The sequence below is a fragment of the Mycobacterium sp. IS-1496 genome (genome assembly GCF_001499995.1).
In the GTDB taxonomy this organism is placed as follows: domain Bacteria; phylum Actinomycetota; class Actinomycetes; order Mycobacteriales; family Mycobacteriaceae; genus Mycobacterium.
Genome location: NZ_LQIU01000003.1, coordinates 1 through 13,291 on the forward strand (window position 1 = coordinate 1; position 13,291 = coordinate 13,291).

Here is a 13,291-nt window from a genome sequence, read left to right on the forward strand (position 1 = left end):
CCTCGACCGCAACACACGATTCGAACCCACAACACTCCTCAATCAGAAGGGTGTTGCATCGACCGCTTGAAACCGCCCGGCGATTTCCCGCAATGAGCGCACGTTGGGCGCGGGGGTTCAGAAGCGGGTTCGCGCCTTCTCCTGCGCGAGGACGTCCTCGAGGTCACCGAGCCGGTCCAGGCCCTGGACCGCCCGCCGGGTGCGCATGTTGCGCTCGAGCAGGTCGCGGTGACGGTGCACGAAGGCCCAGTAACCGGCGGTGAACGGGCACGCGTCCTCGCCCACGCGCTTCTTTGGGTCGTACGCGCAATCGCCGCAGTGATCGCTCATCTTGTTGATGTACGCGCCGCCGGAGGTGTACGGCTTGGTGGCGAGCTTGCCCCCGTCGGCGTGCTGGCTCATGCCGACGACGTTAGTGGGCATGACCCAGCGGAAGCCGTCCACGTAGGCGGTGGCGTACCACTCGGTGAGTTCGCGAGGGCGGTAACCCCGCTGAAGGGCGTGGCTGCCGAGGATCATCAGGCGCTGGATGTGGTGCGTCCAGCCGCGGTCGCGGAGGCCCATCAGCGCGTGGCGCAGGCACTCGGCGGTGACGGCGTCGGCGTCGAGGTCGGCCCACCAATCCGGAAGCGGCGTGTGGGCCGCGAGTTCGTTGTTGTCGACGTAGCGTTCGCCGAAATGCCAGTAGAGATGCCACATGTACTCGCGCCAGCCGAGGATCTGGCGGATGAAGCCCTCCACGGCGGCCAACGGCGCCTGCTCCCGGCGGTAGGCCTGTTCGGCGGCATACACGGCGTCGAGGGGGTGCAGGACGCCGAGGTTGAGCGGGACCGACAGCAGCGAGTGCGACATCGCCCAGTCCTCGCCCATCATGGCGTCCTCGTAGCGGCCGAAGGTCGGAAGGCGGTGCTCGATGAACCGGGTCAGGGCGCGTTTCGCCTCGGCCGGGGTGACGGCGAACAGGCGAGGGCCGTCGACGCCGACGGTGTCGAGATCCATGCGGTCGAGGTCGCGACGGACCTGCTCGTCGATATCGTCCTCGCGGGGTTTGTAGGGGGCGGGCACGTCGAGGGTGCGCTGCTTCTTCGGAGGGGACTCGCGGTTCTCCTCGTCGTAGTTCCATCGATTGCCGATCGGGTCGGCACCGTTCATCAGCACGTCGAAGCGCCGGCGTTGGTCGCGGTAGAAATCCTCCATGCGGAAGCGGGTGCGGTTGCCGGCCCACTGCTCGAAATCCTTGCGCGGCAACGCGAATGTCGGCGTGGGCAGGACCTCGGCGACCAGGCCCTGCTGTGCGAGGCGCTGCACGAATCTCTCGGCGGCGAAGGACGTCGGTTCGTGGACGAGCACGGGCCGGCCGAAGCGTTCCAGCGCGTCGGTGTAGGTCTCGGACCGGATGAGCGTGGCGCGATCGCCGAGATCGCGGTCGGCGTGGCGCAGGGCCGACAGCACGATGTGCAGCTTCTGGCGGTGGTAGCGGCGCTTGCGCAGCGCATGCTCGGCCTCGATGAGCAACACCTCGCGGTGGGCGTGCTCGCCGCCGTGGACGGCCGGGCCGAGCTGATCGGCGAACAGCCACAGTGGGGTGTCGTCACGCGTATCGGTCACCAACCCGAGGCTACGAGCGTTGTGGCGCCGCCACGTGCGACTTCCTGCAGCGTCAGCGATGCGTCACGCGCGAAGCACCCTCGACGGGCACGAATGATTTCCGCATGCAAGGGTATGCGGGTCATGACTGCGCGTGTGGAGAAGCGATGAGTGTTGTGTTGTTGGGACCGATGAGCCGATGTGGGAACTGCCGCCGTGTTCCCCCGGACGGGAACCGCTGGCCGTATGTGGCCGGCAGCGACCGTTTCTGCAGTCTGGACTGTCTGTACGGGTTGCACCCCGAACTGGAGGAACAGGCGCAGTAGCTCGCCGTTCAGTCGGCTTGTTCGACGACTTCCTGGTACTGGCTCATGACCTCGGCGAGTCCCTCGTCGACGAAGGCGTCGCAGACTCGCAGGTGTGACACGGCGAGTTGGACGCGGTTGATCAGTTGCCGGTACTCCTTGCTGCGGCGAATCCCGTCGAGGTTCGCAGCGCTGCCGCGCGCCAGGATGAACCCGTTCAGATCGCCGGTAGGCGTGAGGACGGTGATGTCGAAGCGCTCGATCTTCCCTTCTTTCTGGAGACGCCCCCAGTACTCCACCGTGTCGGCGTAGACCTTGAGGGCTTGCTTCTCCCGGCCGGGTACGGGCGGTCCGAACACTGTGCATAGTGCGGCCTCGGCCATGATTCCTTCCCTTCCTCTTGACCCCCCAGTGGTCGATTATCGGCGTCTCGAGTGCTGGTTATCGGGTTTCATCTGAGGCGCAGACGATGCGCTGTCCTGATCAATCAAATGTGGGACGACCACATGGTTTTCGCGTTCACCGGCCGGTGTGCGGCTGGGCGCCGCGGCCATCGGAAACGGGAGATCGCGGCAGGTGGCGCGGGCGGTTGGGATCGGCGGCCGTCGGTGCGGTAGGCTCACGTGCTGCCGCAGGAGCAATCCCGCGGCAACGGGCTGTGGCGCAGCTTGGTAGCGCACTTGACTGGGGGTCAAGTGGTCGCAGGTTCAAATCCTGTCAGCCCGACCGAGTTCCTCGAGGTAGAAGGCGGTTTCCGAGAAATCGGGAGCCGCCTTTCCACGTTGGGGGCGAGCAGCGGACACGGTGCGGGCCTATCTGAACCTTGTGAACAACTATCACCGTCTCCTCAATGTTCACAGTGATATCACGAGTAACAATGGCCGTCATCGAAGAACGACCACTACGTCGGGGCGCTTCTCAGCGTTCGGCGGAGAAGGGGATTCGAGTGCACATAGTCAAGGGATTGGGTGTGGCCCTGACCGCAGCAGCTCTGTCGGCGACGTCGATCGCGGTCGCGACGCCGAACGCTCAAGCCAGCACGGTGAATTGGGATGCGATCGCGCAATGCGAATCCAGCGGCAACTGGGCGATCAACACCGGCAACGGGTTCTACGGCGGCCTGCAGTTCCTGCCGGCGACATGGCGGGAACACGGCGGTGTCGGCTCTCCGGAGCGGACACCGCGCGAGTATCAGATCCTCATCGCCGAGCGTGTCCTGCGCACCCAGGGAATCGGGGCGTGGCCTGTCTGCGGCGCGTACGCGCTCTCCCCGAGATCTACGGCACCTCCCGGCACGGGCAGCGCATGCCGCGTCATGTCCGGAATGCTGCTGGGTGTCGTCAACCTCAACAGGATGTGCGTCGCGCTGACGAGCCAGGCCCGCACAGTCGCATCCGTTCTGGCAGGCTGATCGGCGCGTAAATCTGAGAAGTCGGATCGCGGGAGGCGTGATGTCGGCGAAGTCGCGGGCGTAACCTGCGGTCATGAGCGAAGCGGCGCTCGGTTGGGCCGTCACGGCCGTGCTCCTCGCGATGCTCGCCATCCCGTTCATCGTGGGCTTCAGGCGCAGTAGAGAAAAGCGCCTGGAACGACTGCGCCGGTGGGCGGGGGGCACCGGAAGTGCGTCCGAACCCTATGGCACAAGCGAAACGTATGACAGTGGTGACTGCGGCGGCGGCGCAGACTGATCCCCCTGCCGCAGTGCGCAAGGCCAGCGCGACGAAGCGCCTCAGCAGTTTGGCTGATTGAGCAGTCGGCCGACGTCGGCCCACGCCCTCCGCTGATAACGCGTCAGGGCGCCGAGGGGATACTCCTCGGAGGACCGAACAGCGTGATCGAGTGCGGAGTGCGCACCACCCGCTGTCACCGCGATGATGGGTTGGGCAAGGCTATGGACGTGACTGGGCACGATCTGTTCGCGGGGCGCTACGTGCTTCGCGGGCTGCTCGGCGCCGGCGGTATGGCCGAGGTGCGTGACGCCTGGGACACCCGACTCAACCGCGCCGTCGCGATCAAACTCCTGCACCCCGCGATGAAAGCGCAGCCGGAAACCCTCGACCGGTTCCGTGACGAAGCGCGGTCGGCGGCCATGCTGTCGCACCCGAACATCGTCGCTGTGCACGACTACGGCGAGCAGGACGGCACCCCGTTCATCGTCATGGAGAGATTGCCCGGCCAGACACTCGCCGACGTCACGGCCCACGGTCCGATGCCGCCTGATCGTGTGCGATCCATGCTCGACGAGGTCCTGGCCGCCCTGACCGTCGCGCACTCCGCAGGTGTGCTGCACCGCGACATCAAACCGGCGAACATCCTCGTGTCGGCCACGGGGGACAGCTTCACCGTCGCGGACTTCGGCATCGCGAAAGCCGGTGGGGCGGCCGCCCACACCATGACCGGCCACATCGTCGGCACGATGGCCTACATGAGCCCCGAGCGCGTCGGCGGGGCTGCGGCCTCGGCGGCCGACGACCTCTACGCGGTCGGCGTCGTGGGATATGAGGCGATCGTGGGTCACCGAGCGTTCCCGCAGGACACGCCGGTCGCCGTGGCACGTGCCATCATGGACGACCCGCCGCGGCCGCTGAGAGAGATACGGCCCGACCTCGACCCTTCACTGGCCGGCACGATCGACCGCGCCATGGCCCGCGACCCCGGCCGACGCTTCCGCGACGCCGCCCATATGCGCGCCGCGCTCAACGGCGATCCTCAGGCATTGTTCGCCGGTGCGGCACCCGCGACGGCGGCGCCGCCGCGGCCCGCGACCAGGGTCCTCGAGCAGCCGTTGCCCCCGTCGGCTCACTACGTCATGCCGCCACCCGCGCCGTCGCGTTGGCGCCGGTTGCCGGGGCGCACCCGCAAGGCGATCTTTGCGGCCGCGATCCTCGCCTGCCTGACCATCGCCGGTCTCGCGGTGGCCGCCGACCCGTTCTCCACCGCACCATCCACAGGTCCGGCCGGCACCAGCACAACTCCCGCGCCCACGTCGAGCAGCGCCCCCGCATCGTCGGCGCCGTCGTCCGTCGTCCAACAGCCGCCACAAGAGCCCGGTGGCAAGAAGGACAAGGAAGAGAAGAAGCGGGAGCAGGAGGAGAAGAAGCGCGGCGGCGGAAACGGCCCCTAGTCCTGCGGCGAGCTCCTCACGCTGCCGGGGTGAACCCCAGATCCAGGTACGGATCGCGGCCGGGATGCGCCGCCGCAGCGACCACGTCGTTCGCGCACAGCGCGCAGTACTTCACGTCCAACGTGGGATATCCGCACGCCCTGCACACAGCCATACGTGGTTTCTCGGCGAACCAGCCCGTACCCATGACGTCAATCCCTTCGTCGATGGGGCACGTTTACCCGCCGCGGGTCAAGATCACGCAACCGTCACGAATCGGTCTCCTCCACGCACCTTGACGAGATCTTTACGTCACCTCGAGCCAACCCACATCCGGCACGCCAAGAATCGGCATCGCTACGGACGACGAAAGGGCAGGCAATGCACAACAGGCGGTACGGCTACCTGGCAGCAGCAGCGGTGACATCGATGCTCACCCTCACCGCGTGCGGTGGCTCGGGGACCGATACCCAGCAGCCGGGGACGACGTCGCAGTCGGCCTCGCCCACCAGCAGCAGTGCCGCCGCTGCGTCCGCACACAACGATGCCGACGTGATGTTCGCGCAGATGATGATTCCGCATCATCAACAGGCCGTCGAGATGAGCGACATGCTGCTGGCCAAGCAGGGAATCGACCCGCAGGTGGTGGCACTCGCGAACGAGATCAAGGGCGCTCAGGCGCCCGAGATCGAACAGATGCGCGGTTGGCTGGATGAGTGGGGCGTCTCAGGCGCGCCTGCGTCGTCGGGTGCGACGACACCCGGTCATGACATGCCAGGGCACACCATGCCGGGCGGGGGCGACATGCCCGGAATGGGTGCAGGCGGCCACGGGATGATGTCGCAGCAAGATATGACGGACTTGCAGAACGCGCAGGGCGTGGAGGCCAGCAGGCTGTTCCTCACCCAGATGATCGAGCATCACAGGGGTGCGATCACGATGGCCCAGCAGGAGATCGATGGCGGGAAGTTCCCCCCGGCAGTGCAGATGGCACAGGCGATCGTCTCCTCGCAGCAGGAGGAGATCACCACCATGGAGCGAATCCTGAAGGAGCTGTGACCCTCAGGGGCGCGCCGCCGGTTCGGAGGGAGCAGTCCTGCGGGGTGCGGGTTGGCGGACGGGCATCGTCACCGTGAAGACCGTCCCGCCGCCGGGTCCGCTGCTGCTCGCGGTGATGGTGCCGCCATGGGCCTCGACGAGTGCTTTGGCGATGGCCAACCCGATTCCGGCGCCGCCGTTTCGCCGGGCCCTGGCGGCGTCGGCTCGGTAGAAACGCTCGAAGACGTGGGGTAGATGCTCGGCGGCGATGCCTTCTCCGTTGTCGGACACGCGGATCGCGACGCAGTGTCCGTCATGCCGGGCGCCGACCTCGACGCGTCCACCGGATGCGGTGTGGCGCAAGGAATTGTCGAGCAGATTGCCCAGCACCTGACTCAAGCGCAGCTCGTCGCCCCAGAGTCGAGGCACGTCGGCGTCCACTGCGGTGGTGAGCTCGACGCCCTTGCGGGCGTATCCGGTCTGCGCCGCCGCGACGCACCGCCGTATCAGCGACTCGGTTTCGATCAGCTCGCACTCCAAGGATGCCGAGCTTTCCTCGGCCCGTGCCAAGGCAGCGAAATCGTTGGCGAACCGCACGAGACGTTCGGTCTGGTCGCGCAGCATGGCGGCGGTCTGCGGTGTGAGGCTGCGGACCCCGTCCTCGATCGCCTCGACGTACGCCTCCAGCACAGCGACCGGTGTGCGGATCTCGTGGGCGAGGTCGCTGAACAGGCGGCGACGGGTGACCTCGACGGACTGCAGTTGCGACGCCATCTGATTGAACGCGTCCGCCAGGGCGTCGAAGTCCTCACCGAGGTGAGGAGGTGAGACTCGGATGTCGTACCTCCCGTCGGCGACCGCGGTCGCCGCCGAGGCGACCTCGGTGACCGACCGCTGAAGCCGGCGGCTCAGGTACCAGCTGACGGCCAGCGCGGCGAGGGCCGAGACGGCGAGCGCACCGCTGATGGCGATGGCGGTGGCGTATCCGTAGGCCTCCTCGGCGTGCATCTCCTCCAGTGAGTTCGGCGGCACACCGGCCTGGTGTAGGTGGTCGCGGAACAGAGGTGGTCCGACGATCGCGGCGGCCATCGCCGTGGTGGCAGCGCCCACGGTGAGAACGATGGCCTGTGCGGCGAACAGGCGCGCGCCGATCCCCGGGCGCAGCCCCCGTGCCGTATGCGGGCGCCCGGTCATCGGGCAGGTCCCATCCGGTAGCCCACACCTCGGACGGTGATGATGAAACGGGGGTTGGCCGCGTCGTCTCCGAGCTTGCGCCGCAGATGGCCGATGTGCACGTCGACGAGGTGCTCGTTGCCCACCCACGGCCCCTCGCGCACCAGGTCGAGGAGCTGGCGGCGGCTCAGCACCACCCCGGGCCGTGCGGACAGCGCATCGAGAAGGTCGAACTCCGTGCGGGTCAACAGGATTGCCTCCCCGTCCAGGCTGACCTCACGCGCGGCCACATCGATGCTCAGCGGGCCGAGCAGTCGTGGCGGCGGCCTGTCCGCGGGCAAACCGACGCCCGCCTCGGGAAGGGTGCGGGGTCGCCGGAGCATGGCTCTGATGCGGGCGACGAGTTCCCGAGGACTGAACGGTTTCGTGAGGTAGTCGTCCGCACCCACGGTCAATCCCAGAACCGTGTCGATCTCCGCGTTGCGGGCGGTGAGCATGACCACGTAGGCGTCGGAGAACGTGCGCAACTGCCGGCACACCTCCAGGCCGTCGATTCCCGGCAGACCGATGTCCAGGATGACGACGTCGGGATCGAGACCGCGGGCGACGGCGATGGCGTCGGCGCCGTTGCCGACGACGGAGGCCTCGAACTGCTCGCGCTCCAGATAACTGGCCACCACTTCGGCCAGCGCTGTCTCGTCGTCGACCACCAGAGCGCGGTAGCCGTGCCGATGAGCCGTTGACCCGGTCGACTGTTCCATGAAACTCATGGTGCCCGCTGTAGTCGGCGGGTGGACCGCACACCGAGCGGAAGTCAGGCCGGCGGCGCCGGGCGCATCGATTCGAGGTAGTAGGTCTCGCGCCCGGTGGGGAAACCGCCACCGTTGGTGGCGATGTGGACGTGGTCGTAGTGATTGGCCGTCTCGTTGCCGTAGTCGGCCGTCCAGCTCGGCGCCCCGATACCGGGGTAGAAGCCCTGCCGCCAGATGACGTGCAGCACTCCCCACCGGCGGGCGTTGGCCAACGCCAGCCCGGCGATCTGGTTGCCGAGCTCGATGCCCTCGTCACTGCCGTGGTCGGGAATCATCACGTCGATGGCCAACCCGTTCGGGTGCCACTTCAACGGATCCTGGCGATACCCACCGATGGTCTTGATCTCCGGGAACATCACGCTGATGGCGCGGGCCGCCCAGATCGTCTTCACCTGCAGGCCGCCCTCCGGCGCGACACCGCTGGGCAACTCGAACTTGAAATCCCGCGCGGCGACGGGTGCGCTCGCTGCCAGCAGTTCGGCCTCGGCGGGGGCCGCGATGGACAGTGGGGCCTCGGGCACGGACGTCGGGGCGGCCGCGGCCGCGGCCGGGGGAGTCTCGCCGGCGACCGCGGGCGCATCGGTGTCCTGGGCGTAGACCATCGCCGCGGAGACGGCCAGCGAGGCGGCGAGCGCCATCCAGCGGCCCGTCCCCTTCGCTGAGATCCTCCACCCCATGCGCAGCACTCTAGAGTCGCAAGCAGTGCGGCACGGGTATTCCGCGCCGATTCGGCGAATAGAAATCCTCGATCATGATTGCAGGTAGTCCTACGCATCCGCCGAACACGCTCGGCGGGGAAGCTGGAGTCATGCCGGAACTCGACATGCGTCCGACCGAGGACGCGGTGCGACGCCGCGACCGTGCCGTGGACGTCGCCCGCCTCGCGGCCCTGGTGGTCGTGATGTTCGGCCACTGCGCGCTGTTGCTGGCCACCATCGACTCCGGTGGAGTGAGGATCGGCAATCTGCTGGGCGAGGTGCCCGCCATCGCCCCGGTCACGTGGGTCGTCCAGGTGATGCCGCTGTTCTTCCTGGCAGGCGGGGCTGCCGGCGCCTACGGCTGGCACGCCGGTACGGCGTGGGGTACATGGCTTTTCACCAGGGCGCAGCGGCTGTGCCGGCCCGTGTTCTGGTATCTGGCGGCGTGGGTCGTCGGACTGCTCGTGGTTCGCATGTTCCTGGGCGCGGAGTCGGCGGACGCGCTCGGCCGCGAAAGCGTGGCGCTGCTGTGGTTCCTGGGCGTGTATGTGATCGCTCTTGCCTTCGTGCCCGTGCTGACCCGTCTGCGATCGGGCGCCGTGGTGGCCCTGGTGGTCACCGCCCTGCTCGCGGCCGCATGGGCCGTCGACGGCATCCGATCCGCCGTCGGCACACCCGAGGCCGGCGTCGTCAACTTCCTGGTGGTGTGGCTGATCCCGGTGGTGATCGGCGTTGCCTACGCACGCCGGTTGATCGGCCCGCTCGCCGCGTTCGCCGGCACGGTCGCCGCCTTCGCGGCGCAGTGTGTCCTCGCCGTCAGCGGCGCCTACGAGGTCGCGCTCGTGGTGACCGGTGTCGAGCAGGTGTCGAACACCTCACCGCCGACGTTGCTGCTCGGACTGCACTGCACGTGGATGTCGTGTGCATTCGTGGTCGTCGCGACGGGGCTGCGCCGGTGGGCGGAGCGGCCTCGGGTCTGGCACGTCGTGGCGGTGGGCAACGCGGGAGCCATGACGCTCTACCTGTGGCACATCCCCGCGATCGCGATCTCCGCTTTCTCGCTGCACGCCGTCGGCCTGGACGCCTACGACGTGGATGCGCCGAATTTATGGGGGCTGCTCGCGCTTCGGGCGGTCGTGTTCGCCGGCGTCATGGCGCTGCTGTTCCGGTTCCTCGCACCGTTGGAGCACCGCCCGCTCCCGTGGTGGGACGATCCGGCCGCGGCCACCGGCGTCCGGGCGGGCTGCGCGGGCGTACTGGTCTGCGTCGCCGGCGTCGCCTCGGTGCTGATGGCCAAGCAGGGGCTCGCCGGTGCCGACGGATGGGCCGCGCTCGGCGGTTTCCTGGCCGCGGCGGTGGCCGCCCGGTTGTGCGCCGGTTCCGCGGCCGGGGATCGCAAGCGCGTGGAGCCGGAGGCCCGCGGGTGGCGGTGACCGACAGCGCCCACTGGGACCGCAGGTGGGCAGAACTCGGCCCCTCGGCGGCCGCGTCGATCGGCCCGCCGGATGCCTTCGCCGCTCACGCTGAACTCTTCCCGACTGCAGGGTTCGCGCTCGACATCGCGTGCGGGCCGGGTCGCACCGCGGTGTGGCTGGCCCAGCGCGGCCTTTCCGTGAGGGGACTCGACATCTCCGCGGTCGCGATCGACCACGCCAGGGCCGCCGCACGGCAGCACGATGTGGCCGACCGCTGCCGGTTCGAGGTGGTGGACCTCGACGGCGGGCTGCCTTCAGGGCCACCCGTCGATGTCGTCGTCTGTCACCTGTTCCGCGACGAGCGTCTGGACCGGGCCGTGGTGGCGCGCCTGGTGCCCGGCGGTCTGCTCGCCGTCGCCGCGCTGAGCGAGGTCGGCGCCGCGCCGGGCCGTCACCGGGTGCCACCCGGTGCGCTCATCGATGCGTTCTCCGACCTCGACATCCTCGCGGCGGACGAACGGTCCGGTACGGCGTGGTTGCTCGGCCGCCGGACCGCGTCATATTGAGATTCGCCGAGCGTGGGTAGTCAGCCCGTATGTCTGAGACTCTGGGGACGCTGCCGTCCGCTGTGCGCTCGACCGTCTCCGGGGTGCTCGGCGACCCGTTGCGGCTGTTCGCCGAGCCCGGCCCGGTGTACGAGGCCGACGTGACCTTCGACGACGAGGCACAGACGCCCGGGCTGACGCAGTTGCTGCGCCCCGGCCGGCGGTACACGACCTTCGTGCGTGTCGCGCCGACGAGTACCGACGCGGTGGTCCGCACCGTCTGCGTCAAGTTCCCCGACGCCTACGGCCCCGGACGCGACCAGGACTTCCTGTTCGCGTCCTCTGGCGACGGCGCCCCGCTGCACCACTTCACGTTCCCGAGATCGCGCGCCGACGACCAGCTCTACTCCTCGCTGTGGCTCTACCTCGCCGGCGTGCGTCCCGTCGTCTTCGGCGCCTCCGCCCCGGCCGGTTCGCGGTCAGGGGTGCTGGGCCGCGGCGATCGGCTCGACTTCCTCGTCGGCGGCGTGATCGGCCGCTTCCGTCGGGTGGGCGACATCCAGCTCGGCAGCGAGATCCCGCAGGCGGCGGTGTCTTTTGCGGCGGCCAACAGCGGGGGAGGACTGCGCCCCCTGCCGCCGGCGATGTTCTACCGCGGCTGAACACCGTTGCGGGGGATGGGGCACGATGTCGGTGATGAGCGGGTTACGTGTGCTGACCGGGTTGGGCCTCACCGCTGCGCTGGTGGCGGCGGGTTGTGCCGACGCCCACGATGCCGTCGCGGCGCCGGACGCCCAGTCGGGACTCCGCATCACCGTCCTCGGCGAAATACCCCATGACACCTCGGCATTCACCCAGGGTCTCGAATTCGACGGCGCCGCGCTGTTCGAGACCACCGGACTCGTCGGGCAGTCACAGTTGCGGGAACTCGATCCCGCCACCGGCGCGGTCCGCCGTTCGACGCCGCTTCCCGGCGGGTACTTCGGTGAGGGTATGACCGCGGTGGGCAACCGCATCTGGCAGGTCACCTACCGCGATGGTGTCGCCATCGAATGGGACACAACGACTTTCGAGCCGGCGCGCGAGGTGCCCATCGACGGCGAGGGGTGGGGTGTCTGCTTCGACGGTGACCGGATCGTCCGCAGCGACGGCACCGACCGGTTGCGGTTCGTCGCGCCCGCCGACTTCACCGAGACCGGCGGCGTCAGCGTCACCCGACCCGACGGCGCGGCGGTCACCGGTCTGAACGAGCTGGAATGCGTTGACGGCCAGGTGTGGGCGAATGTGTGGCCGACCGACGAGATCATCCGGATCGACCCCGGCACCGGCGCGGTGACTGCCTCGGCCGACGCTTCGACTCTGCGACGAGGAGAGTCAGATGCCAATGTGCTCAATGGAATTGCCTATGCCGGTGACGGGCAGTACCTGGTCACCGGAAAGAACTGGTCGACGATGTACCGCGTGCGCTTCGACGCGGCCCAGTAGTCTGTGACCAAGGTCACTAAACGGTATCGATCTGAGACACGACGGCGTGAGGTCCCGGCGAACGGCCGTGGGCACGTGAGACTTTTCGCATGCGGGTTGAGGAAACCATGTGGGATGTGCTGCTTCCGAAGGACGTTGACGATCGCTGCGGGTATGCACCGCGCGCCGCGCTGGCCGAGTTGGTGGCCAAGCGACTGCCGTCATACAAACGCCTGCTGCGGGTGGTGACGTGGTCACCGGACGCGGGACATCTTTTCCGGCCCACGCCGAACTTCCGCCGGTATGCGGTGTGCTACGAGGTCGAACTCGCGACCTGAAGAAGTCGGGTCAGCCTGCCCATGAGATGGGTTGGCGCCGGCGCGTGACCCGGTCGAGTCGCGCGCGAGCCGACTCGACACTGTCGGCGAGTGGCAATTCCCCCTGCGGGTCGCAGATCCGCAGCAGTCGGCGCACCTCCCCGCCCGGCACGATCACCCAGTCGACGTCGATCCTCGTGCAGCTGACGCTCATGTAGTGCAGCGCGCTGAAACCCTGCGAGCCGAAGAACGTGACCCGGCTCAGATCGACGATCAGCTGTGTCGCCGAGGCGGTGTGGCGTTCGACGTAGCGCCCGAGCTCACGGCCGTTGGTGGCATCGACCTCCCCGGCCGCGGTGATCACCGCGAGGGTCGGAGAGAGTGCCGTGATCGAGAAGACGGCGCGCCCGCGCTGCTGTGGCGCTTCGGTTGCGGAGGGGTCGGGACGGAAAACCCGAACGGTTCCGACGTCAATCATGGGTGGAACTCCCTCGATTGTGTTGCCCCGACAGGTTGTGCGGTCACCCCTGCAATGGACCCGCACGCCGCCAGGGGATAGCCGGCATGCCCTGCGCGAATGACCTCGCCGCTGGCTGCTCTTCTCAACCTGTGACGCAGATTACTACGGAATGCGTCGTATTACTACAAGCTTAAGGAGGTTCTCAGGTACGCCTCTACCTGCATGTTTGCCCGCGCGTTTCGCATCGCGTCGTCGAATTAGCTGCGGACGCAGCTTCGCCACGACTGATTACGTAGTTATTCGGATTGGTTGCGTCGCAACAACGACGGAGCCGGTTCGGAGGAGTAGAGTGAACCTCATCCCGTTCGGGAGGC

At 68.0% G+C, this 13,291-nt stretch carries 16 protein-coding genes and 1 tRNA gene; 10 read left to right on the forward strand and 7 right to left on the reverse strand.

The annotated features are described in order from the left end of the window. Positions 1-117 precede the first annotated feature (117 nt). The gene (locus AU195_RS02640) at positions 118-1,608 is read right to left on the reverse strand and encodes a cryptochrome/photolyase family protein (RefSeq protein ID WP_082702944.1); all 1,491 of its coding nucleotides are present in this window, start codon (positions 1,606-1,608) and stop codon (positions 118-120) included. A gap of 313 nt (positions 1,609-1,921) precedes the next feature. Next, the gene (locus AU195_RS02645; RefSeq protein ID WP_059157518.1) at positions 1,922-2,275 is read right to left on the reverse strand and encodes a hypothetical protein; all 354 of its coding nucleotides are present in this window, start codon (positions 2,273-2,275) and stop codon (positions 1,922-1,924) included. 269 nt (positions 2,276-2,544) lie between these two features. Here AU195_RS02645 and AU195_RS02650 point away from each other — a divergent pair. The 4 genes from AU195_RS02650 to AU195_RS02660 all read left to right on the forward strand — a co-directional run bounded on the left by AU195_RS02650 (position 2,545) and on the right by AU195_RS02660 (position 5,016). Beyond that, positions 2,545-2,618, forward strand: a tRNA-Pro gene (locus AU195_RS02650). Positions 2,619-2,844: 226 nt separating this feature from the next. Further along, positions 2,845-3,303: a transglycosylase family protein gene (locus tag AU195_RS02655; RefSeq protein ID WP_059157615.1), complete on the forward strand. Its 459-nt coding sequence runs from the start codon at positions 2,845-2,847 to the stop codon at positions 3,301-3,303. Positions 3,304-3,376: 73 nt separating this feature from the next. After that, the gene (locus AU195_RS25575; protein ID WP_157531003.1) at positions 3,377-3,580 is read left to right on the forward strand and encodes a hypothetical protein; all 204 of its coding nucleotides are present in this window, start codon (positions 3,377-3,379) and stop codon (positions 3,578-3,580) included. A 209-nt stretch (positions 3,581-3,789) separates the two neighbouring features. Next, positions 3,790-5,016 (forward strand): serine/threonine-protein kinase, encoded by a 1,227-nt coding sequence (locus tag AU195_RS02660; RefSeq protein WP_286149109.1) that lies wholly within the window; start codon positions 3,790-3,792, stop codon positions 5,014-5,016. Positions 5,017-5,032: 16 nt separating this feature from the next. Here AU195_RS02660 and AU195_RS25580 read toward each other — a convergent pair whose 3' ends face one another. Beyond that, positions 5,033-5,170: a hypothetical protein gene (locus AU195_RS25580; RefSeq protein ID WP_157531004.1), complete on the reverse strand. Its 138-nt coding sequence runs from the start codon at positions 5,168-5,170 to the stop codon at positions 5,033-5,035. A gap of 206 nt (positions 5,171-5,376) precedes the next feature. Here AU195_RS25580 and AU195_RS02665 point away from each other — a divergent pair, with 206 nt between their 5' ends. Beyond that, positions 5,377-6,054 (forward strand): DUF305 domain-containing protein, encoded by a 678-nt coding sequence (locus AU195_RS02665; RefSeq protein ID WP_059157520.1) that lies wholly within the window; start codon positions 5,377-5,379, stop codon positions 6,052-6,054. A gap of 3 nt (positions 6,055-6,057) precedes the next feature. Here AU195_RS02665 and AU195_RS02670 read toward each other — a convergent pair whose 3' ends face one another. Genes AU195_RS02670 through AU195_RS02680 form a run of 3 tightly spaced genes read right to left on the reverse strand, consistent with a single transcriptional unit; the run spans position 6,058 to position 8,695 of the window. Next, a complete protein-coding gene (locus tag AU195_RS02670; RefSeq protein ID WP_059157521.1) occupies positions 6,058-7,227 on the reverse strand; it encodes a sensor histidine kinase in 1,170 nt (389 codons plus the stop codon). Further along, entirely contained in the window at positions 7,224-7,967 is a 744-nt protein-coding gene (locus AU195_RS02675) for a response regulator (protein ID WP_172800453.1), read from the reverse strand. The genes AU195_RS02670 and AU195_RS02675 overlap by 4 nt, the downstream gene beginning before the upstream one ends. 53 nt (positions 7,968-8,020) lie before the next feature. After that, positions 8,021-8,695, reverse strand: coding sequence for a VldE C-terminal domain-containing protein (locus AU195_RS02680; RefSeq protein ID WP_059157616.1), 675 nt, complete (start codon positions 8,693-8,695; stop codon positions 8,021-8,023). Positions 8,696-8,826: 131 nt separating this feature from the next. On the opposite strand from AU195_RS02680, the gene AU195_RS02685 reads away from it, so the two are divergent. The 5 genes from AU195_RS02685 (at position 8,827) to AU195_RS02705 (ending at position 12,478) form a co-directional block, all read left to right on the forward strand. Beyond that, a complete protein-coding gene (locus AU195_RS02685) occupies positions 8,827-10,149 on the forward strand; it encodes an acyltransferase family protein (protein WP_059157523.1) in 1,323 nt (440 codons plus the stop codon). Further along, complete coding sequence (locus tag AU195_RS02690) at positions 10,140-10,697, forward strand: SAM-dependent methyltransferase (RefSeq protein WP_502687308.1); 558 nt, start codon at positions 10,140-10,142, stop codon at positions 10,695-10,697. The genes AU195_RS02685 and AU195_RS02690 overlap by 10 nt, the downstream gene beginning before the upstream one ends. Positions 10,698-10,726: 29 nt before the next feature. After that, a complete protein-coding gene (locus tag AU195_RS02695) occupies positions 10,727-11,338 on the forward strand; it encodes a hypothetical protein (protein WP_059157524.1) in 612 nt (203 codons plus the stop codon). Between the two features lie 25 nt (positions 11,339-11,363). Beyond that, positions 11,364-12,161: a glutaminyl-peptide cyclotransferase gene (locus AU195_RS02700; protein WP_059157525.1), complete on the forward strand. Its 798-nt coding sequence runs from the start codon at positions 11,364-11,366 to the stop codon at positions 12,159-12,161. Positions 12,162-12,250: 89 nt separating this feature from the next. Next, positions 12,251-12,478, forward strand: coding sequence for a hypothetical protein (locus AU195_RS02705; protein WP_286149110.1), 228 nt, complete (start codon positions 12,251-12,253; stop codon positions 12,476-12,478). Between the two features lie 10 nt (positions 12,479-12,488). On the opposite strand, the gene AU195_RS02710 is transcribed toward AU195_RS02705, so the two are convergent. Further along, positions 12,489-12,935, reverse strand: a complete 447-nt coding sequence (locus AU195_RS02710; RefSeq protein ID WP_059157527.1) for an STAS domain-containing protein — start codon at positions 12,933-12,935, stop codon at positions 12,489-12,491. Positions 12,936-13,291: the final 356 nt, after the last annotated feature.